17 protein-coding genes and 1 tRNA gene are annotated in these 19,732 nt (G+C 71.6%); 11 read left to right on the forward strand and 7 right to left on the reverse strand.

From position 1 onward, the window contains the following. Nucleotides 1–12: 12 nt before the first annotated feature. Genes ACWG52_RS23170 through ACWG52_RS23180 form a run of 3 tightly spaced genes read left to right on the forward strand, consistent with a single transcriptional unit; the run spans nt 13 to nt 3,310 of the window. Nucleotides 13–444 carry a hypothetical protein gene (locus ACWG52_RS23170; RefSeq protein ID WP_389816227.1) on the forward strand — a complete coding sequence of 144 codons (432 nt, stop codon included), beginning with the start codon at nt 13–15 and terminating at the stop codon, nt 442–444. A gap of 11 nt (nt 445–455) precedes the next feature. Further along, a complete protein-coding gene (locus ACWG52_RS23175; RefSeq protein WP_389816230.1) occupies nt 456–2,738 on the forward strand; it encodes a hypothetical protein in 2,283 nt (760 codons plus the stop codon). Then, on the forward strand, nt 2,738–3,310 hold the full coding sequence (locus ACWG52_RS23180; protein WP_453125789.1) for a hypothetical protein: 573 nt from the start codon (nt 2,738–2,740) through the stop codon (nt 3,308–3,310). Before ACWG52_RS23175 ends, ACWG52_RS23180 begins: the two co-directional genes overlap by 1 nt. Before the next feature lie 62 nt (nt 3,311–3,372). Here ACWG52_RS23180 and ACWG52_RS23185 read toward each other — a convergent pair. Then, a tRNA-Cys gene (locus ACWG52_RS23185) sits at nt 3,373–3,444 on the reverse strand. A gap of 180 nt (nt 3,445–3,624) precedes the next feature. Between ACWG52_RS23185 and ACWG52_RS23190 the strand changes: the two genes are divergently transcribed. The 4 genes from ACWG52_RS23190 (at nt 3,625) to ACWG52_RS23205 (ending at nt 7,636) form a co-directional block, all read left to right on the forward strand. Further along, entirely contained in the window at nt 3,625–5,085 is a 1,461-nt protein-coding gene (locus ACWG52_RS23190) for an MFS transporter (RefSeq protein WP_389816235.1), read from the forward strand. A 32-nt stretch (nt 5,086–5,117) separates the two neighbouring features. Next, nucleotides 5,118–5,315 carry a plasmid mobilization protein gene (locus ACWG52_RS23195; protein ID WP_053702279.1) on the forward strand — a complete coding sequence of 66 codons (198 nt, stop codon included), beginning with the start codon at nt 5,118–5,120 and terminating at the stop codon, nt 5,313–5,315. Then, nucleotides 5,312–5,683 (forward strand): type II toxin-antitoxin system death-on-curing family toxin, encoded by a 372-nt coding sequence (locus ACWG52_RS23200; RefSeq protein WP_030769664.1) that lies wholly within the window; start codon nt 5,312–5,314, stop codon nt 5,681–5,683. Before ACWG52_RS23195 ends, ACWG52_RS23200 begins: the two co-directional genes overlap by 4 nt. Nucleotides 5,684–5,851: 168 nt before the next feature. Then, nucleotides 5,852–7,636, forward strand: a complete 1,785-nt coding sequence (locus tag ACWG52_RS23205; protein WP_030724258.1) for a DEAD/DEAH box helicase — start codon at nt 5,852–5,854, stop codon at nt 7,634–7,636. Nucleotides 7,637–7,721: 85 nt separating this feature from the next. Here ACWG52_RS23205 and ACWG52_RS23210 read toward each other — a convergent pair whose 3' ends face one another. Beyond that, nucleotides 7,722–9,527 carry a hypothetical protein gene (locus ACWG52_RS23210; RefSeq protein WP_389816239.1) on the reverse strand — a complete coding sequence of 602 codons (1,806 nt, stop codon included), beginning with the start codon at nt 9,525–9,527 and terminating at the stop codon, nt 7,722–7,724. 373 nt (nt 9,528–9,900) lie between these two features. Here ACWG52_RS23210 and ACWG52_RS23215 point away from each other — a divergent pair, with 373 nt between their 5' ends. After that, nucleotides 9,901–10,542 carry an IclR family transcriptional regulator gene (locus tag ACWG52_RS23215; protein ID WP_007264382.1) on the forward strand — a complete coding sequence of 214 codons (642 nt, stop codon included), beginning with the start codon at nt 9,901–9,903 and terminating at the stop codon, nt 10,540–10,542. Between the two features lie 244 nt (nt 10,543–10,786). Next, nucleotides 10,787–11,584, forward strand: a complete 798-nt coding sequence (locus tag ACWG52_RS23220) for a S16 family serine protease (protein ID WP_389816244.1) — start codon at nt 10,787–10,789, stop codon at nt 11,582–11,584. Here the strand turns inward: ACWG52_RS23220 and ACWG52_RS23225 are convergent. From ACWG52_RS23225 to ACWG52_RS23235, 3 genes are all read right to left on the reverse strand, one after another. Next, nucleotides 11,514–12,842: an MFS transporter gene (locus ACWG52_RS23225; protein WP_389816246.1), complete on the reverse strand. Its 1,329-nt coding sequence runs from the start codon at nt 12,840–12,842 to the stop codon at nt 11,514–11,516. The genes ACWG52_RS23220 and ACWG52_RS23225 overlap by 71 nt on opposite strands. Before the next feature lie 637 nt (nt 12,843–13,479). After that, nucleotides 13,480–14,079 carry an ArsR/SmtB family transcription factor gene (locus ACWG52_RS23230; protein WP_390141628.1) on the reverse strand — a complete coding sequence of 200 codons (600 nt, stop codon included), beginning with the start codon at nt 14,077–14,079 and terminating at the stop codon, nt 13,480–13,482. 81 nt (nt 14,080–14,160) lie between these two features. Further along, nucleotides 14,161–14,640: an Lrp/AsnC family transcriptional regulator gene (locus ACWG52_RS23235; RefSeq protein ID WP_033226610.1), complete on the reverse strand. Its 480-nt coding sequence runs from the start codon at nt 14,638–14,640 to the stop codon at nt 14,161–14,163. 142 nt (nt 14,641–14,782) lie between these two features. On the opposite strand from ACWG52_RS23235, the gene hppD reads away from it, so the two are divergent. Continuing rightward, nucleotides 14,783–15,937: a 4-hydroxyphenylpyruvate dioxygenase gene (gene hppD / locus ACWG52_RS23240; protein WP_389816253.1), complete on the forward strand. Its 1,155-nt coding sequence runs from the start codon at nt 14,783–14,785 to the stop codon at nt 15,935–15,937. A 120-nt stretch (nt 15,938–16,057) separates the two neighbouring features. Here hppD and ACWG52_RS23245 read toward each other — a convergent pair whose 3' ends face one another. Then, nucleotides 16,058–17,539, reverse strand: a complete 1,482-nt coding sequence (locus ACWG52_RS23245) for a tetratricopeptide repeat protein (protein WP_389816256.1) — start codon at nt 17,537–17,539, stop codon at nt 16,058–16,060. Between the two features lie 96 nt (nt 17,540–17,635). Here ACWG52_RS23245 and ACWG52_RS23250 point away from each other — a divergent pair, with 96 nt between their 5' ends. Further along, nucleotides 17,636–19,018: an FAD-binding oxidoreductase gene (locus tag ACWG52_RS23250; protein WP_389816258.1), complete on the forward strand. Its 1,383-nt coding sequence runs from the start codon at nt 17,636–17,638 to the stop codon at nt 19,016–19,018. Between the two features lie 47 nt (nt 19,019–19,065). Here the strand turns inward: ACWG52_RS23250 and ACWG52_RS23255 are convergent, their stop codons facing one another. Next, the gene (locus ACWG52_RS23255; protein WP_389816261.1) at nt 19,066–19,545 is read right to left on the reverse strand and encodes an SsgA family sporulation/cell division regulator; all 480 of its coding nucleotides are present in this window, start codon (nt 19,543–19,545) and stop codon (nt 19,066–19,068) included. Nucleotides 19,546–19,732: the final 187 nt, after the last annotated feature.

The following is a 19,732-nucleotide window of genomic DNA, read 5'->3' on the forward strand; positions in this document are numbered from 1 at the left end:
GGAGTCCACGCGATGTCGTTCGACGAGGAATGGTCGGCGGCTCGCGCCACGGCCACCGCCGGTGTCGCCATGCGCCTCAACCAGGTGCCCGCCGATCCCGGCGGCGGTGGCGGCGGTGGCGGTGGTGATCTGGAGCTCGATCAGGACCACATCGGCGCGATCGGCTCCGAGGCGTACAAGCTGCACACGCGCCTGCAGACCGACGGCAAGCACGCCGCCACCGCCACCGCCGAGGCGGCCGGGGCCCTCACCAAGGAGGGCTTCGCGAGCGGGGCGGCGCTGCTCAAGGTCAACAGTGCCTGGGAGAGCCAGGTGAAGACCCTCGTGGCCGCCTGCGCCAACATCTCCAACGGGCTGAACTACTCGCTCGCCTCCCACGCCAAGGACGAGCAGCAGCTCCAGGCGGACTTCACCGCATCCGCGATAGACAAGTACCTGAAGTAGGCGGCGCTTTCATGCTGACGTACGAGAACGTGATGAACGCGCCCCTGGGCAAGCTCCAGACGGCCGTGACCGACTGGACGGCGATGGCCGGCAAGCTCGACGAGATGGCCGAGGCCGCCCGCGACGGAATGAAGGCGAAGTCCGACAAGGCCGAGTGGAGCGGGGTCACCGCGGGAGTGGCGCGCGGGTTCGTCGACAAGACGGCCAAGGAGTTCGAGGACGCGGCCAAGGCCGCCAAGGGCATGTACCAGGTCCTCGCCGACGCGCACGCGACGTTCAAGGCGGCCCAGGACGAGCTGAAGAAGCTCGCCGCCGAGGCTCCGGCGGCCGGCTTCCGGGTCGGTGACGACGGGCGGGTCACCGCCATCCCCCTGCCCACCGAGGGGGAGCGGAACGCGGCCCGACACGACCCCGACTACCAGGCGACCTTGAACACGGCCCGCAACGCGTGGCAGACCCGGATCAACCGGGCGGTCGAGGATGCCCAGGACGCCGACGACTCCCTGGTCCGGGTCCTCCAGGCGAACGTCGCCGACGCACACGACTTCAGCGGACCGAAGTTCACCACCCTCGACGGCGAACAGGCGGCCCGCGCGGCCGATCTGATGAAGAAGGTCACCGGCGAGGGTGGCACGGCCCGCAACGTCGAGGCCCTGCGCGAGCTGGAGGAACTGCTCGACGACAACCGCACGGACCCTGAGTTCTCCACGGGCTTCTACCGGACGATCGGCGCCGAGGGCACGCTGGAGATGTACTCCAAGATGTCCCTCGACGCGACCGGCCTGGGGGCGCCCGGCAAGGACCGCGCGCTGATGGTCGCGAACATCCAGAGCGACATGGGTGCGATGCTCGGCCTCGCGACGCACAAGGACGTCCCGAACCACCTCGACGCGGCCTGGACGACCCAGCTGATGAAGGCCGGCCGCAAGGAGATGGCCGTCTACGGCGGCGTGCAGCAGATCTACGGCTACCAGGCCTTGGGCGCGCTGCTGCGCGAGGGGAAGTACGACACGGAGTTCCTCACCTCCGTCGGCCGCGACATGGTCGCCATGGACCGCGAGGACCCGCGGGCCTGGGAGTTCCACACCCCGTACGGGCTGGAGTCGGTCCTCAGCCAGGGCCAGGACGGCCGCGGCTTCTACCCGCTGACCGGCCTGATGGAGGCACTGGGCAACAACCCGGACGCCGCGACGGCCTTCTTCGACGAGCCGGTCCGCGAGGACAGCAACAAGGACGGCATCGTCACGAAGGACGACAAGCCGGTCTCGGGGCAGCACGGCAAGGAGCAGGGCATGGTCGACTACATGCTCGACAAGAAGCCGTACATGGACAGCTTCGACATCAGCCGGACCGGCGACCTGCACCCTGCCCAGCAGGCGGTCGGCGATGCCCTGATGGCGGCGGTCTCGCACCGCGCCCCGGGTGACGAGGACTCCCCGCCGGTCCCGCACACGAAGGAGATGGCGGCGGTCATGGAGCGCGTCGTCGAGAAGATCGGCGACAAGCCGGAGCTGGTCGACGCGGACCCGAAGGACCCGGACGGGCCGCTGAACGGGCTGTCCGGGCACTTCGGCCAGATGGCGGCCGAGTACATGCCGGACCTCCAGGCCGCCGCGGAGAACGGCAGCGGGACGATCAAGGCCAACGGTGAGATGGCCGAGTTCGACAAGGCGGGCATGGCGCGGTTCATCGGGGCGGTGGGCCAGGATCCGGACGCCTACGGTGCGATGACCACGGCCCAGCGGACCTTCACCACGGCCCTGGTCAATGACGTCTTCACCCATCGGGGCGAGTACGACGACGTCGACGCGGCCGTGAAGGTCGCGGTGCACCCGGGTGGTCAGATCGCCGGCATGTTGTCGCAGGCCCGGGCGGAGGGCACGTTCGGCGAGAACGCCCACAAGCAGGAGGAGTACGTCAAGGGCGTCGAGGACAACGCCAAGTGGGTCAACCGCGGTATCACCGCGGCGGGCGGCAAGTACCTCGAACTGGTGCCGTTGGCCGGCGACGTCGTCGAATGGCTTCAGGAGGACATCACGGAGAGCGTGGTCGAGGGGGCCGAGAAGGACGCCGCGAAGAAGGTCGAGGACAGCAACCAGAAGGCGGGCGAGGAGTACGTGCGCGCGCAGACCGGAGCCTCCGACTCGGCCGCGGCGTCGGTCCGCATCGCAGCCCGCGGATCCGGATTGTCCGAGCGGACCGTCGACTCCTACGCGGGTGTCGCGTCCACGGAGACGGCCAACGCCTACTCGGTCGGCCGGGACCTGGTCGCCACCGTGAACGGCGGATCATGATGGCCGGTTCTCGTCCCCACCGTGCCGTGGTCGCGGTGGTCGCGGTGGTCGCGGTGGTCGCGGTCGCCGTGGGAGCGGCACTGCTGGCCGGCTGCTCCGACGGCAAGACGTCGACCGTACCCGAGCTCCCCGTCTCCACGTGCTTCGGAGCCTTCACCCCGACGGAACTCGCACCCTTCGTGGGTACGGGCAAGGAGGTCCGGGTGGACGCGCCGGCCGATGCGCGCCTGACCGCCGGCCGCGACAGCGCGATCTGCAACATCTACGTGGACGGGAAGACCCGGTTCTTCGCGTCGGCGGAGCGTCTGCCACAGGGACAGCACTTCTTCTGGGCTCCGGCGGTCGATGAGCAGAAGCCGGAGCCGCTCCCCTTCGCGGAGAACGGCAAGCTGTGGGACGGCGGCGCCGCGATCTTCCTCTCCTGCAAGGGCCCCACCGAGGCCTTCGAGCTCAAACTGTGGCTCGACGGGTCGACGGAGCAGATCGAGCAGAAGGAACGCCGACCCGTGTTCGCAGGTCTCATGAAGAAGTACCTGGACTTCGCCAGGCAGCAGACCGGATGCGGCGCCTGAGCCGGAGCCGGAAAAGGCGAAGGCCGCTCAGGGGTGCGCCTGCCCCTGAGCGGCCCGCCGCGAAGCCGTGACCGGAATCGAACCGGCGTAACTCGCTTTGCAGGCGAGTCCCTCAACCACTCGGGCACACGGCTGTGTGGTGGTGACCCGCATGACGCTACGGGGGCCCGCCGGGCCGGGGAAGGGATGCGCCGCCCGTGCAACGCGACTGCCATGCCGCGTTCACAGTCCGCCGGACCTAGGTCTGACGGACGAGAGCGGGATCCGTCGAATTGACAGGGTCACTCGGGGGCTACGCACCTTACTCTGGGGCGATGAGCGCCCTTGAACGCAGCGTGCCCGACATAGCCGCACCGATCCCGCCCCCGCCCCCGGGCGGGATTCTCGGGCCCGCGTACCGGACGCTCAGCATCGGGATCATCTCCGTCGTCTTCCTCATCGCCTTCGAGGCCACCGCCGTCGGCACGGCCATGCCCGTCGCCGCCCGCGAGCTCGACGGGATCGGGCTCTACGCCTTCGCCTTCTCCGCCTACTTCACCACCAGCCTCTTCGGCATGGTCCTGGCCGGCCAGTGGGCCGACCGGCAGGGGCCGCTGCGGCCGCTGACCGTCGGGATCGCCGCCTTCGCCTCCGGGCTCGTGATCTCCGGCACCGCCGGGGCCATGTGGGCGTTCGTCCTCGGCCGGGCCGTGCAGGGCTTCGGCGGCGGACTGGTCATCGTCGCCCTCTACGTCGTCGTCAGCCGGGCCTACGAGGAGCGGCTGCGCCCCGCGATCATGGCGGCCTTCGCCGCGAGCTGGGTGGTCCCCTCGATCGTCGGGCCGCTGGCCTCCGGAACGGTCACCGAGCACCTCGGATGGCGGTGGGTCTTCCTCGCGATCCCGGCGCTCGTGGTCGTCCCCCTGGTGGTGGCGCTGCCCGCGATACGGCGGACCGCGTCCGGGCCCGTCGACCCCGACGCCCCGCCGGTGGCCTTCGACCGCCGGCGGATCCGGCTCGCCTTCGGCATCTCGGTGGGGGCGGGGCTGCTCCAGTACGCCGCCCAGGACCTGCGGTGGCTCTCGCTCGCGCCGGGCATCGCGGGCGCGGCCCTGCTGGTGCCCGCCGTCCTGGGGCTGCTGCCGCGCGGGACCTACCGGGCGCGGCGCGGGCTGCCGTCCGTGGTGCTGCTGCGCGGGGTCGCCGCCGGGTCGTTCATCGCGGCGGAGAGCTTCGTCCCGCTGATGCTCGTCACCCAGCGGGGGCTGAGCCCGACGATGGCCGGGTTCTCGCTCGCGCTCGGCGGGCTCACCTGGGCGGGCGGCTCGTGGGTGCAGTCCCGGAGCCGGACGGCGCCCTACCGGGAACGGCTGATGATCGGCGGCATGGTGCTGGTGGCGCTGGCCATCGCCGCCGCGCCCGCCGTGCTGATCGAATCCGTGCCGGTGTGGACGCTCGCACTGGCCTGGGCGGTCGGCTGCCTGGGCATGGGCCTGGTGATCGGCTCCACCAGCGTGCTGCTGCTCCAGCTGTCGGCTCCGGAGGAGGCCGGGGCCAACTCCGCCGCCCTCCAGATCTCGGACGCGCTGGCGAACGTGGTGCTGCTGGCCGGCGGGGGCGCCGCCTTCGCCGCCCTGGGCGGTGGCGCGGTGGGCGCCGCGCACACGGTCGGCGAGGCCGGCGCGTCGGCCTCGCACCCGGCCGCGTTCGCCGTGGTGTTCCTGCCGATGGCCGCCGTCGCACTGGTGGGGGCCTGGGTCGCTACCCGGCTGGAACCAACTCCCGAACCCGCGTGACACCGGGCGGTACCACGCGGTACCGTCAAGATATGGCTGGTCTCAACGTCAGGTTCACCGAAGAAGAGCTGGACGCCCTGCGCGAGCGCGCCGAGGCGGAGGGCCGCAGCATGCAGTCCTTCGCGCACGAGGCGGTGATCAGGGCCATAAACGAACACTCCCGGCTGTTCAACGAGGCGGCCGAGCACGTCCTGAAGGTCAGCGGTGAGCTGAACCGGAGGCTTGCGTGACCCACTACCTGACCCTGCCCGAGGTGCTGAACCTCGCGGAGCGGCTCGGGACCAGCGAGGTGCGCGACTACGGGCTGCTCGACTCGGCGCTGGCACGTCCCCAGTCGAGCGTGTTCGGTCAGGACGCCTACCCGGACATCTGGGAAAAGGCTGCGGCCTTGATGGAATCACTCGCCCGCAATCACGGGCTGGTGGACGGCAACAAGCGGATCGCCTGGTACGCGACCTGGGTGTTCCTGCACATGAACGGCCACCCCCTGGACGCCGGATTCGATGTCGATGAGGCCGAGCGTTTCGTGCTGGACGTCTGCCAGGGCTCGTTGGACGTACCCAAGATCGCAGCGCAACTGCCGAGGTTCGCCCGCTGACCCCGCTGACCCCGCTGACCCCTCCGATGTGACGCTCGCCGCACCCGCCGAGGTCACGGGCCTGTCCCTCCGCGAGGGGCGGGCCGGGGCCGGTAGGGTGGCCCGGTTGTCCTACGTACGACTGCCTGCCACCCGTACCAGATACGCCGAGAGCACGAACCGGAGACCGTGACTACTACCGCCTCCCACCATCTCTCACCCGCCTTCCCCGGCCGTGCCCCTTGGGGTACCGCCAACAAGCTGCGTGCCTGGCAGCAGGGGGCGCTCGACCGCTACATCCAGAACCAGCCGCGGGACTTCCTCGCGGTCGCCACGCCCGGCGCCGGTAAGACCACCTTCGCGTTGACCCTCGCCTCCTGGCTGCTGCACCACCACGTCGTCCAGCAGGTGACCGTCGTCGCGCCGACCGAGCACCTGAAGAAGCAGTGGGCGGAGGCGGCCGCGCGGATAGGTATCCGGCTCGACCCCGAGTACTCCGCCGGACCGCTCAGCAAGGACTACCACGGGGTCGCCGTCACCTACGCCGGTGTCGGCGTGCGCCCGATGCTGCACCGCAACCGCTGCGAGCAGCGCAAGACCCTCGTCATCCTCGACGAGATCCACCACGCCGGTGACTCGAAGTCCTGGGGCGAGGCCTGCCTGGAGGCCTTCGACCCGGCGACCCGGCGCCTGGCCCTGACCGGTACGCCCTTCCGGTCCGACACGAACCCGATCCCCTTCGTCACGTACGAGGAGGGGAACGACGGGATCCGGCGGTCCTCCGCCGACTACACCTACGGCTACGGCAACGCGCTCGGCGACGGCGTCGTCCGGCCGGTCATCTTCCTCTCCTACAGCGGCAACATGCGCTGGCGGACCAAGGCCGGCGACGAGATCGCCGCCCGGCTCGGCGAACCGATGACCAAGGACGCCATCTCCCAGGCCTGGCGCACCGCGCTCGACCCGCGCGGCGACTGGATGCCGAACGTGCTGCGCGCCGCCGACCAGCGGCTGACGGAGGTCAGGAAGGGCATCCCGGACGCCGGTGGCCTCGTCATCGCCTCCGACCAGGACTCGGCGCGCGCCTACGCCAAGCTGCTCCGGGAGATCACCGGCACGAAGGCGACCGTCGTGCTCTCCGACGACACCGGCGCGTCCAAGCGGATCGACGAGTTCAGCGAGGACGGCAGCCGCTGGATGGTCGCGGTCCGCATGGTGTCCGAGGGTGTCGACGTGCCGCGCCTCGCGGTGGGCGTCTACGCCACCACCATCTCGACGCCGCTGTTCTTCGCGCAGGCCGTCGGCCGCTTCGTGCGATCGCGCCGGCGCGGCGAGACCGCCTCCGTGTTCCTTCCGACCATTCCCTATCTCCTCGGCTTCGCCAACGAGATGGAGGTCGAACGCGACCACGTCCTCGACAAGCCGAAGAAGCAGGGCGAGGAGGATCCGTACGCCGAGTCCGAGAAGGAGATGGACGAGGCGAACAAGCAGGAGGACGAGGACACCGGCGAGGACGAGCAGATGTCCTTCGAGGCGCTGGAGTCCGACGCGGTCTTCGACCGGGTCCTCTACGACGGCGCCGAGTTCGGCATGCAGGCGCACCCGGGCAGCGAGGAGGAGCAGGACTACCTCGGCATCCCCGGACTGCTGGAGCCCGACCAGGTGCAGATGCTGCTGCAGAAGAGGCAGTCGCGGCAGATCGCGCACAGCCGGCGCAAGCCGGACGCGGAGGCGGACCTGCTGGAGCTGCCGGCCGACCGGCGGCCCGTGGTCTCGCACAAGGAGCTGCTGGAGCTGCGCAAGTCGCTGAACACGATGGTGGGCGCCTACGTCCACCAGACCGGGAAGCCGCACGGGGTGATCCACACGGAGCTGCGCCGCGTGTGCGGCGGTCCGCCGAGCGCGGAGGCGACCGCGGGGCAGCTGCGCGAGCGGATCAAGAAGGTCCAGGAGTGGGCCACCCGCATGCGGTGAGCCCGTGGGCGAGGGGGACGGGGTTCGTGCGGAGGTTCGCACGGACCCCGTCCGCCGTTACGCGGTACGCGGGTACGCGTCGTCGTTACGCGGTGGGGCGGCGACGGCGGCCGGTGCCGGCGACCAGGGCCGCGCCCATGGCGAGCGCCACGCCGGCGCCACCGAGGGCCCAGCTGGTGGCCGCGTCGGAGCCGGTCTCGGCCAGCTGCCCACCGGTGGTGGACGTCGTGCCGGTGCCGGTGCCGTTCCCGTCGACGATCGGCTTGGCGCCGCCGTCGGGGGTGGGCTGGTTGCCGGTGCCACTGCCGGTCCCGGTGCCCGTCCCGGTTCCGCCGCCGTTGTCGGCGGTGAGGATCGTGGTGGTGTGGGCGCCCGTGGAGGACCAGATGAACGGGCCCGACCCCTGCTCCTTGTAGCCGGAGGCCCCCATGATGAAGCCGCCGGCCGGGGTGCTCTTGTCGAAGCGCAGACGGAGCTTCACGACGGCCTTGTCGCCCGCGGCGATGGACTGGAGGCCGACGTCGCCGCCCATGGTGTCCTCGCTGCCGCCGATCTCGATGTCGAACCAGCCCTCCTTGCCGTGCTCGTCCTCGCCGAACGCCTGGAGGCGGATCTGGGACGGGTCCACCCACGGGCCCTGGCCGAAGCCGCGGCCCATGTGGAACGACACGAGGTAGTCCTCGATGTCGGGCAGGCCGGCGTTGTCGAGCGTGAGCTGGAGCTCCTGCCAGTCCGCACCCGCCTTGAAGCCCCCGGCCGGGATGCCGGCCAGGGTCATCTTCGGACCGTCGATGTCCACGGGCGCGGTCGCGGCCACGACGGAGGAGCGGTAGCTCACCGTCTTGGAGACCAGGCCGCCGTGGCGTGGGTCGCCCTGGCCGGAGACGTCCAGCTTGAGGTCCCCGGCGGGGACGTCAGCCGTGAACTTGACCCGGATGACCAGGTCGCGCTTCTCGCCGGCCCCGTACTCGCCGCCGAAGTCGAAGATCCGCAGCTTGCCGTTCTCGCCGGTGACCTCGACCGGGTGCCAGAAGGACTCGCCGCCCACGGTCGTGGCGTAGTACTCGACGACGACCTGATCGGCGCGGAGCGAGGTGTTCCCGGAGACGAGGTCGACCCCGACGTTGTACTCGCCCGTGCCGGGGCGCGCCGAGTTGTCCACCTTCAGCGTGAGCTCGTTGCCGACGTCGTCCCCGGCCGTGAAGCCCTCGCGGGGCAGGCCGTGCAGGCTGAGGACCGGGGCCTTGGACACGACCTGCTCGCCCGCCCGGGTGATCTTCGACTGGCGGGAGAAGGGCTTGGAGTCGACCGAGGTGTGGTTGGTGCCGGTGGCCGTGATCGTCAGGGCCGTGGCGGGAGCGTCGGCCGAGGCGCGTGCGCGCACCGGGACGGTCTTGGTCCCGTTCTCGCCGACGGTGATGCCGGACAGCAGGTCGAAGACCGGAGCGTCCAGGCCCGGCATCCGCCGGGCCTGGGCCCAGCCGTTCCCCGTGTGGTATTCGAGCTCGACGTGCTCGCCGGACAGCTTGACGTCGGTGCCCGCGAAGGACAGGCCGAGGTCGAAGCCCTCCACGGCCCTGTTGCCGCGGTTGTTCAGGGACACGTTGAACTGGGACCAGTCGCCGCCCGCGGCGAAGGCCGCCGGCTGGCTGAAGATCGACAGTTCCGGCCCGGCCTGGGCCTGAGCCTGGGCGGCGGCCTTCGCGGGGGTCTTCGCGGGGGCCTCGGTCCCGGCCGGGGCCCGGTCGCCGGCCCCGTCGCCCTTGGGCTCCGCGTCCGGGGTCGTGACCGCCGGGTTGGCGACCTCGTCGGCCATCGCGGGCGTGGCCATCAGGACCGTCGGACCCACCACCGCGGCGGCGGCCACGATGGCGATGCGCTTGAGCTTCATGTGTTGCTTCCCCCTCATCGTGCTCCGGGTGCGCGGGGGCGCATCCCCCCCTGGAGCCGATCACCATAGTTTTGAACATGCTCAGAGTAATGGGTTGGTAAAGGCGCCTTGTGGCAAACGAGGTCACGAATTGACACCGGGGTCGATCAGGAAACGGCACAAACAGGTAGCGCGCGCCCGGATTCTGGACGAGCCCTTCCGCTGAGCGGACCTGCTCGCTACTGTCCCCGCATCAAACGCACCGTGGCAGCGCCGCCGCGGGAGCGCAGCCGGTGCAATGGCCGCTACCGGCGGCCTCTCCGTGCGTCGCCGCGGGACCGGCGACGTGCCACCCCGAGAGTCACCGCCGCTCACCGAAAGAGGGCGAGGCGTCGTGACCGCGGAAACCTCCCAGACTCTCGACAGAGGGCTCAGAGTCCTCAAACTGCTCGCCGACACCGACCACGGTCTGACCGTCACCGAGCTCTCCAACCGCCTCGGTGTGAACCGCACCGTGGTCTACCGGCTCCTCGCGACCCTCGAACAGCACGCTCTGGTCCGCCGTGACCTCGGCGGCCGGGCCCGCGTCGGGCTCGGAGTGCTGCGGCTGGGCCGACAGGTCCACCCGCTCGTGCGCGAGGCCGCCCTGCCCGCGCTGCGGTCCCTCGCCGAGGACATAGGCGCCACCGCGCACCTGACCCTCGTCGACGGCACCGAGGCGCTCGCCGTCGCCGTCGTCGAGCCGACCTGGACGGACTACCACGTGGCCTACCGGGCCGGCTTCCGCCACCCGCTGGACCGCGGGGCCGCCGGGCGGGCCATCCTGGCAGCCCGTCAGGGCTCCTTGATCGAGCCGGGGTACACGCTGACCCACGGGGAGCTGGAAGCGGGCGCCAGTGGCGCCGCCGCGCCGCTCGTGGGCATCACCGGGCTGGAAGGCAGCGTCGGCGTCGTCATGCTGGCGGACGCGGTGCCGGAGCGGGTCGGGCCGCGGGTGGTCGACGCGGCGCGGGAAGTGGCCGACGCCCTTCGCTAGCCGCGGGCTCGGCGGATCGTGGGTGCCTGAGCCCGGATGCCGGGTGCGGCGCCGTTGCCGGGGGCGCTGCCCCCGGACCCCCGCGCCTCGAACGCCGGCGGGGCTGAAGGCGGCGCCTCAAACGCCGGCGGGGCTGAAGGCGGCGCCTCAAACGCCGGCGGGGCTGAAGGCGGCGCCTCGAACGCCTGCGGGGCCGGAGCGGCCGGTGGGTCGGTGGGGGTGAGGGGGCGGATAGATTGGGCGGGTGCTCTCACGCCTCACACGTCTGCCGCGTCCCGCCGCCCTGGCCGTCTGCGCCGTGCCCGTGCTCGGGCTGTTCGCCGCCGCCGCCTTCGCGCCGCTGCCCTTCGTGGTCGCCATCCCCGGACTGACGGCCGACGTGCTGGGCTCCGACCAGGGCAAGCCGGTCATCACCGTGACCGGTGCCCCCGTCCGGGACACCAAGGGCGAGCTGCGGATGACCACCATCCGGGCCACCGGCCCGTCCTCGACGATGAAGCTGCACGAGCTCATCGACCACTGGTTCAAGACCGATCAGGCGGTCATGCCCCGGGAGGCCGTCTACTCCTCGGGCGGAAGCGACGAGGAGATCGAGAAGCACAATCTGGAGGAGATGACCAAGTCGCAGTCGGCCGCCACCGACGCGGCCCTCGGCTTCCTCCACAAGGACCCCAAGGACGTGAAGGTCGACCTCAACCTCGCCGACGTCGGTGGCCCGAGCGCCGGACTCCTCTTCTCCCTCGGCATCGTCGACAAGCTCGACGGTGACGGCAGCGGCGGCGATCTCACCGGCGGCCGCAGCATCGCCGGTACCGGCACCATCACCGCCGACGGTCAGGTCGGCGCGGTCGGCGGGGTGGCCCTGAAGACCCAGGCCGCGCGGCGCGACGGGGCGAGCGTGTTCCTCGTACCGAAGGCCGAGTGCGCGGACGCCCTGTCGGAGCTCCCCGAGGGGCTGCGGCTGGTCCCCGTCACTTCGCTGACGGACGCGGTGAACTCGCTTCGCGCGCTGAATCAGGGACGGCCGACTCCGTCCTGCTGACGTCCGGCCCGGCGTCCAGTCCGCGCCAGGCCGGGAAGACCATCGGGGAGAGCGTCGTCAGCAGGTACGTGCCGCCGAACAGCAGCAGCGCCGTCGTGATCCCGAACCCGTCGACCAGCAGACCCGCGGCGAGTCCGCCCATCGGCATGGTCAGCTCGCAGCCCGCCGTGGCCACGCCCGAGACGCGACTGCGCAGCGCCTCCGGCACCTGCTCGTACATGACGGTGGTCAGGATCGGGTTGAGCATGCCCGCGCCCAGGCCGGCCAGGGCCATCGTCACCGCGAGCGGCAGGGTCGTGTCGGTGAGGGCGGCCACCACGTACCGGGTCGCCCCGGACAGCAGGAAGGCCGCCGTGAACACCGCGCGGCGCGGGAACCGCTCGCCCCACATCCCGTAGAGCAGGGCGCCGAGCAGCGCGAAGCCGCCGAAGAGGGAGATCATCAGGCCGATCGCGGTGGCGCCGCCGAGGTCCTCCCGGCCGTGCACCGGCAGCAGGACCGACGACCACCCCTGGTCCAGCCCGTTGGTCATCATGACCATGACCGTGACGCCCAGCAGCAGCCGGGTGCGGGTCATGAAGGCCCAGCCCTCGGCGAGTTCGGCGCGGTAGGCCCCGAAGGACACCTTGCCGGAGGTCCGTTGGGGTTCGGCGGCCGGCACCCCGCGCAGGAAGGCGGTGACGAGCAGCGCCGACGCCCCGAAGGTGGCGGCGTCCAGCAGCAGTACGGTCTCGGCGCCGAACGCCACGATGAGCAGGCCTGCCACCGCGGCCCCGGCCATCCGGGCGCCGCGCGAGACCGCGTCGTAGAGGCCGGCGGCCCGGGTGATGGTGGTGCCGGCGTGCTCGGCGAGGTTCGGCAGGAGCACGGCGCGGGCGGTCAGGCCCGGGGTGTGCACGAGGCCGCCGACGGCCATCAGCGCGCACAGCATCCAGAACTCCAGCACGCCCGCGTAGTGCAGCAGCGGGATCGCGCCGACCGACAGGCCGCTGATCAGGTCGGAGGCGACGGAGACCCTGCGGCGGCCGATCCGGTCGATGACCGGTCCGCCGACCAGGGCGGCCACGATGACGGGCAGGGTGGCGCAGAAGGCCACGATCCCGGCCCGGCCGGCGCTGTCCGTGGTCTGGAGCACGAACCACGGGACGCCGATGAGGGTGAGCGAACTCCCGGCTATGGAAATGGTGTTGGCGGCCAGTACGCCGACCAGCGGGCGCTTGTCCGTACGGCGCGGCTCGTCGAGAGGTAAGGCGTGCACGGTGGACTCCTCGGATGTGTGTCGGTGGTGTGCGGTGTCCCTGCGGGGTGCTCGGCGGTGCGGGGTGCGGGTCGGGCTGCGCCCGGGGCCGCGCCTCAATCGCCGGCGGGGCCGGTTCCCCTGCGGGGCTGCTCGGCGGTGCGGGGTGCGGGTCGGGCTGCGCCCGGGGCCGCGCCTCAATCGCCGGCGGGGCTTGAGGGGCGGGGCCTGTGTCTCGGTGTCGGTTGTGGGTCGGGGTGGGGGACGGGGTGGGGTGTCTCCTCGGCTCGCGCCTTACGGGCATGTCTCGGTTGTCGGGCGGGGTTGCGCGCTCGTCCTGCGGGGACACCCCACCCCGTCCCCCCACCCCTCCGGCCGTGCTGTCGAAGCCCCGGCGTGGGGCGGGGACACGCAGGAGGGTCCCCGCAGGACGAGGCGTCACCACGGCCGCCTTGCCGAGACCCCCCGCACGCGCCGAGCCGAGGAGACCCTCGTGCGGGGCCCCGCACCACCCACACCCCCCAGCCCCGCCGGCGATTGAGGCGCCGCCCCGGGCGCAGCCCGAGTCCGGCTGAACACCACCGAGCAGCCCGCAGGGGCCCGGCAGCCCGAGTCCGGCTGAACACCACCGAGCAACCCCGCAGGGGACCCGGCAGGGCTACTCCGCCGACTCGCGCGGGAAGGCGTGCGTGTGGAAGCGGACCGCCTTCGTGTCCTGCGTGGTCGGCAGATCGCGGTAGCTGTTGATCAGGTCGTGCATCTTGTGGATCAGCTCGTGGCTCTGCTCGGCGGTCAGGTGCAGGGTGAAGTCGCTCATGTCCGCGCCCCTGCGCCACTCCTGGGGCCAGGTGTGGGCGTTGCCGAGCCAGGTGCTCAGCTCCTGCGTGTGGATCGTCGCGATCTCGTGCAGGAAGAGGTCCGCCGCACCGCGCACGGCCGGGTCCTCGTCGAGGGTCAGCGTCTCGTCGAACGCCGTGCCGTCGTACACGGCCCGCCACCAGCGCTCGCGGCCCTTGCCGTGTTCGGGTGCGTCCTCGACGAACCCGTGCGCCGCGAGCTGGCGCAGGTGGTAGCTGGTGGCTCCGCTCGACTCGCCGAGACGGTCGGCCAGTTGGGAGGCGGTCGCGGGGCCGTCGTGCCGCAGGGCGGCCAGCAGGCGGATGCGCAGGGGGTGGGCGAGGCCGCGCAGTGAACGGGCGTCGAGTGTGCGGACGTTGGGCTCGGCGGGGCCGGTGGGTTCTGCGGGCGTCTCGGGCATGGCTCGACGATAGAGTTACAAAGAGTCCCATGCAAGGGTTTCTTTGCAACCAGTTCTTCGGAAGTCTCCCGCGCGACGCCGTCAGGCCCGCGTGTCGTCCTCCGCCGCCTGCTCCACCAGCGGGATGATCCGCAGCGGTACGGGGTTCTCCATCACGATCGCCGTCGAGGCCCGCACGATCCCCTCGAAGCCGACGACGCGGTCGATCACCCGCTGGAGGTCGGCGTTGGACCGGGCCACCAGCCGGCACAGCATGTCCCCGTGCCCGGTGGTGGTGTGCAGCTCCAGCACCTCCGGCACCCCGTTCAGGTGCGCCCGTACGTCCGCCCCCTGCCCCTGCTTGATCTCCAGCGTCGCGAACGCGGTCACCGGATAGCCGAGGGCCGTCGGGTCGACCTGCGGGCCGAACCCGCGGATGACCCCGTTCGACTGGAGTCGGTCCAGGCGCGCCTGGACGGTCCCGCGGGCCACCCCGAGCCGCCGCGAGGCCTCCAGGACCCCGATCCGGGGCTCGCGGGCGAGCAGGACGATGAGCCGGCCGTCGAGTTCGTCGATGCCCATGGATGCCTCCGGGTGCCCACGCGTGCTCGCGGGTGGTCATAGTGCACAGATGTTTCACACAGCCTGCGGTCATCCTGGGCAGTTTGTACAGCCAATCAGGAAACTATTGCGCAGCTTGTGGATCGGCGGGACTCTGCGTCTCATGACTGAGTCTCTGGCGAACCTCGAAACCACCCCGCACACCGCGCGTGAGGCAGACCCCTTCCCGGTGAAGGGCATGGACGCGGTCGTCTTCGCCGTCGGCAATGCCAAGCAGGCCGCGCACTACTACTCGACCGCCTTCGGCATGAAGCTCGTGGCCTACTCCGGACCGGAGACCGGCTCCCGCGAGACCGCCAGCTACGTCCTGACCAACGGCTCCGCGCGCTTCGTGCTGACCTCGGTCATCAAGGCGACGACCGACCACGGCCGCTTCCTCGCCGAGCACGTCACCGAGCACGGTGACGGCGTGATCGACCTCGCCATCGAGGTCCCGGACGTCCGCGCGGCGTACGCGTACGCCGTCGAGCAGGGCGCCCGCGGGCTGGACGAGCCGTACGAGGTCAAGGACGAGAACGGCACGGTCGTGCTCGCCGCGATCGCGACCTATGGTCAGACCCGCCACACGCTGGTCGAGCGCGGTGACTACACCGGCCCGTACCTGCCGGGCTACGAGGCCGTCGAGCCGATGGTGGCGCCCCCGGCCAAGCGCACCTTCCAGGCGATCGACCACTGCGTCGGCAACGTCGAGCTCGGCCGGATGAACGAGTGGGTCGCGTTCTACAACAAGGTCATGGGCTTCACGAACATGAAGGAGTTCGTGGGCGACGACATCGCGACCGAGTACTCGGCGCTGATGTCCAAGGTGGTCGCGGACGGCACCAAGAAGGTCAAGTTCCCGATCAACGAGCCGGCGATCGCGAAGAAGAAGTCGCAGATCGACGAGTACCTGGAGTTCTACAACGGCCCCGGTGTCCAGCACATCGCGCTGGCCTCGAACGACATCGTCTCGACGGTCCGCACGATGCGCGCGGCGGGCGTCCAGTTCCTGTCCGTCCCGGACACCTACTACGACACCCTCGGCGAGTGGGTCGGCGACACCCGGGTGCCGATCGACGAGCTGCGCGAGCTGAAGATCCTGGCCGACCGCGACGAGGACGGCTACCTGCTGCAGATCTTCACCAAGCCGGTGCAGGACCGCCCGACGGTCTTCTTCGAGATCATCGAGCGGCACGGCTCGATGGGCTTCGGCAAGGGCAACTTCAAGGCCCTGTTCGAGGCGATCGAGCGCGAGCAGGACAAGCGCGGCAACCTGTAGGTCGAACAGGTCGAACGACCTGGCTTCCGGCACGGCCCGAGGGGGGCCCGGCGCCGCACCCGTGCACGGGTGCGGCGCCGCCGTGCCTCCGGGGGCGCCGCCGGTTCCCGGGCCCGCCGCTCAGCGACCCGACGGGGTCGGCTTCGGCTTCGCGGCCTTCGGGAGTTCCGGTTCCACCCAGGGGGCCGTCGGGCGGATGTTCTCGGGGCCGCCCGGCGCCGGCTGGGCGATCGACGCCAGGGCCTGCTTCGCCAGCGGCCCGCGCAGCGGCGAGAAGTGCGGGTTCGTCCGCATGGCCTCCTGGAGGTGACGGCGGGCCGCCTCCTCGTCCCCGAGGCCCTGCTCGATCAGCGCCCGGTGGTAGGCGAAGTCGGCGCTGCGCAGCCCCGGTTCCGTGGCCTTCTTCGCGTACTCCAGCGCCGCCGTGTCGTCGCCGCTCTGGTGCAGCGCCCATCCCAGCGCGTCCGCGACCTGCACGCTCTTGTGCCGAGACCACTCCTGCGACAGGCGCCGCACCGCCGCCACCGCATCCCCGTGATCCGCCTCGTACAGCCCGAGGAGCACGGCGTCGTCGACCCCGTTCGTGGTGTCCCGGGCCACCATCGTGGTCAGCGCCTCGTACTGGGTACGCGCCTCCTGCGGCCGCCCCAGCGCCTCCAGCAGCTCGCCCAGCTCCCGTGCCAGTTGCGGCATCGCGGACCGGCCCAACGCCATCCGGTAGTCCCGGACCGCCTCCCCGCCGCGGCCCAGCGCGGCCAGCGCGCGGGCCCGGCCGCCCAGCGCCTCCGCCTGCGCCGGATCCGTCCGCAGCGCGCCCTCGTACTGCCGCAGCGCCTCGGCCGGGTCGCCCCGCTCCCAGGACAGCTCCCCGAGCCGGAACAACGCGTACGCCTTCTCCGCCGGGGTCTTCGCCGCGCCCGCCGCGTGCTCCATCGCCACCACCGCGTCCTCGCGCCAGCCGCGGTCCCGGTAGACCTGCGAGGCCCTGACGTACGCGGCCAGGCCCGGCCGCATGTCCAGCAGCAGCTCCATCGCCTTCTGCGCGCCCTTGTAGTCGCCGAGCCCGGTGTACGCGTCCACCAGCACCGGATACGCCCCCCACCGCTTGGGCGCCTGCGCCCGGACGAGCTCGCCCCACTTGCGGGCCGTCCCGAAGTCCCGCCGGGCATTGGCCAGCGCGCCCATGCCCGTCATCGCGTCGAAGTTGCCCTTCTCGGCCGGGCGGAGCTCCAGCGAGCGCTTCAGGGCCTTCTCCGCCTTCGGATACCAGCCGGATTCGGCCGTCCGCCGCGCCTGTTCGAGGTACGCGGAGCCGAGCACGGCCCACGAGGCGTCATCGTCCGGGTGCGCCGCGAGCCACTTCTCCCGGTCGGCGACCAGCGCCGTCACGTCCACCGCCGCCGCGGGCGCGCCCATGCCGACCGCCGACGCGGCACGCTCGCTCGGCTCCGGCGGACGGGCGTCGTCATCGGTCCTGGCAGGCCGGATCAGCAGGGCCCCGGCGATCAGGACCACGGCGACCGCGGCCGCCACGAGCGTCTTGCGGCCGGTGAAGGTCACGGGCGGCGCCGGCGTCTGCGATTCCTCGTCGATACGGTCCATGGGGTCACTGTGCGTCAATATGAAGAGTTCGCGGAGGTGTCCGAAGGGGAGCGCGGCCGTGTTCACACCGATGGCCCCGACTGCCACGCTGGTCCCATGGATGACGATCTCATCGCACGTCTGCGGGCCGGCCTGCTCGAAGGGCTCCCCGCCGAGGCCCTGCTCACCGATCCCCAGGTGACCACCTCCTACGCCACCGACATGGCCAGCTTCTGCGCCGCCGGCACACCGGCCGTCGTCGTCCTGCCCCGGACCGTGGAGCAGGTCCAGCACGTCCTGCGCACCGCCACCGCCCTACGGATCCCCGTGGTCCCGCAGGGGGCCCGGACGGGCCTGTCGGGCGGCGCCAACGCCTCCGACGGCTGCATCGTGCTCTCGCTCGTCAAGATGGACCGGATCCTGGAGATCAGCGCCGTCGACCGGATCGCCGTGGTCGAGCCCGGCGTGGTGAACGCCGTGCTCTCGCGCGAGGTCGCCCGCCAGGGCCTGTACTACCCGCCCGACCCGTCCAGCTGGGAGCAGTGCACCATCGGCGGCAACATCGGCACCGCCTCGGGCGGCCTGTGCTGCGTCAAGTACGGGGTCACCGCCGAGTACGTGCTCGGCCTCGACGTGGTCCTGTCCGACGGGCGGCTGCTGCGCACGGGCCGGCGTACCGCCAAGGGCGTGGCCGGCTACGACCTGACCCGGCTCTTCGTGGGCTCCGAGGGCAGCCTGGGCGTGGTCGTCCAGGCCGTCCTCGCCCTGCGACCGGCGCCGCCCCGGCAGTTGGCACTGGCCGCCGAGTTCCCCTCCGTGGCGGCCGCCTGCGAGGCCGTCTGCGCCGTCATGGAGGCGGGCCTGACCCCCTCGCTGCTGGAGCTGATGGACCGGACGACCGTCCGGGCCGTCAACGCCCTCGGGAAGATGGGGCTGCCCGAGGCCACCGAGGCCCTCCTGCTGGCCGCCTTCGACACCCCGCACGCCCCCGAGGACCTCGCGACCGTCGGCGAGCTGTGCACGGCCGCCGGGGCCACCGCCGTCGTGCCCGCCGAGGACGAGGCGGAGACCGAACTGCTGCTCCAGGCGCGGCGGATGGCCTTCCCCGCGCTGGAGGCGCTGCGGCCGGCGACGATGATCGACGACGTGTGCGTACCGCGCTCGCGGCTCGGCGAGATGCTGGACGGCACGGCCGCCATCGCCCGCGCCCAGGACCTGCTCATCGGGGTCTGCGCGCACGCCGGCGACGGCAACACCCACCCGATCGTCTGCTTCGACCCCGCGGACGAGGACGAGACGCGGCGGGCCCGCGAGTCCTTCGGCGAGATCATGGCGCTCGGCCTCTCCCTGGGCGGGACCATCACCGGCGAACACGGTGTCGGCGTGCTGAAGAAGGAGTGGCTGGCCCGCGAACTCGGCCCGGTGGGGCTGGAGATGCAACGGGCCGTCAAGCAGGCCTTCGACCCGCTCGGGCTGCTCAATCCCGGCAAGCTCTTCTGACACCTCGGCCCGGCCGTCCGGGCCGGCCCGCGCGCGGTCGCCCCGCCTCACAGGTCCCCGTCCGCCGACTCGTCCGACGGCCACGGGTCGCGCAGCCACAGGTCGTCGGCCGGGGTCGGGGTGAGCAGCTCGACCAGCGCGTCGTCCAGGCCGAGCCGCTCGGTCTCGGTGCCGGGCGGAACGACGCGCAGGGTGCGCTCCAGCCAGGCCGACACCGAGCCGGCGGGGGCCTCCAGGAGGGCGTCGCCGTCGGGGGAGGTGAGCGCCATGCAGAGCACGGCCTTGTTGTCGACCTTCGTGGGCCAGATCCGGACGTCGCCGTGGCCGCAGGGGCGGAACACCCCCTCGACCAGCAGCTCGCGGGCGAACGTCCAGTTGACGGGGGTGTCCGAGCCGGTGTGGAAGGTGATGTGGACGGCGTACGGGTCGTGCGTGACGTAGAGCAGCCGGGCGGGCACGGCGATGCTGCGCTCGGGGGACAGGACCAGCTTCAGTTCCAGCTCGCGCTCGATGACGGGGTGGTGCATGACGGCCTCACTTCGGTTCGGTGCGTGGGGCCGGACGGTGCCCCACACCCGGAGAGAGCGGCAGTGTGCCCGGGTATGACGCGACTTCGTGCGGCGAACCGGAGATTGGCCGATTTCTTTCGGCTGACCGAAAACCGTCGTGCAGGGTGACGTTCGCTCGTTTGCTTGGATTCTCCCGTTACCGGAC

It is taken from the genome of Streptomyces sp. CLCI03 (genome assembly GCF_053615355.1).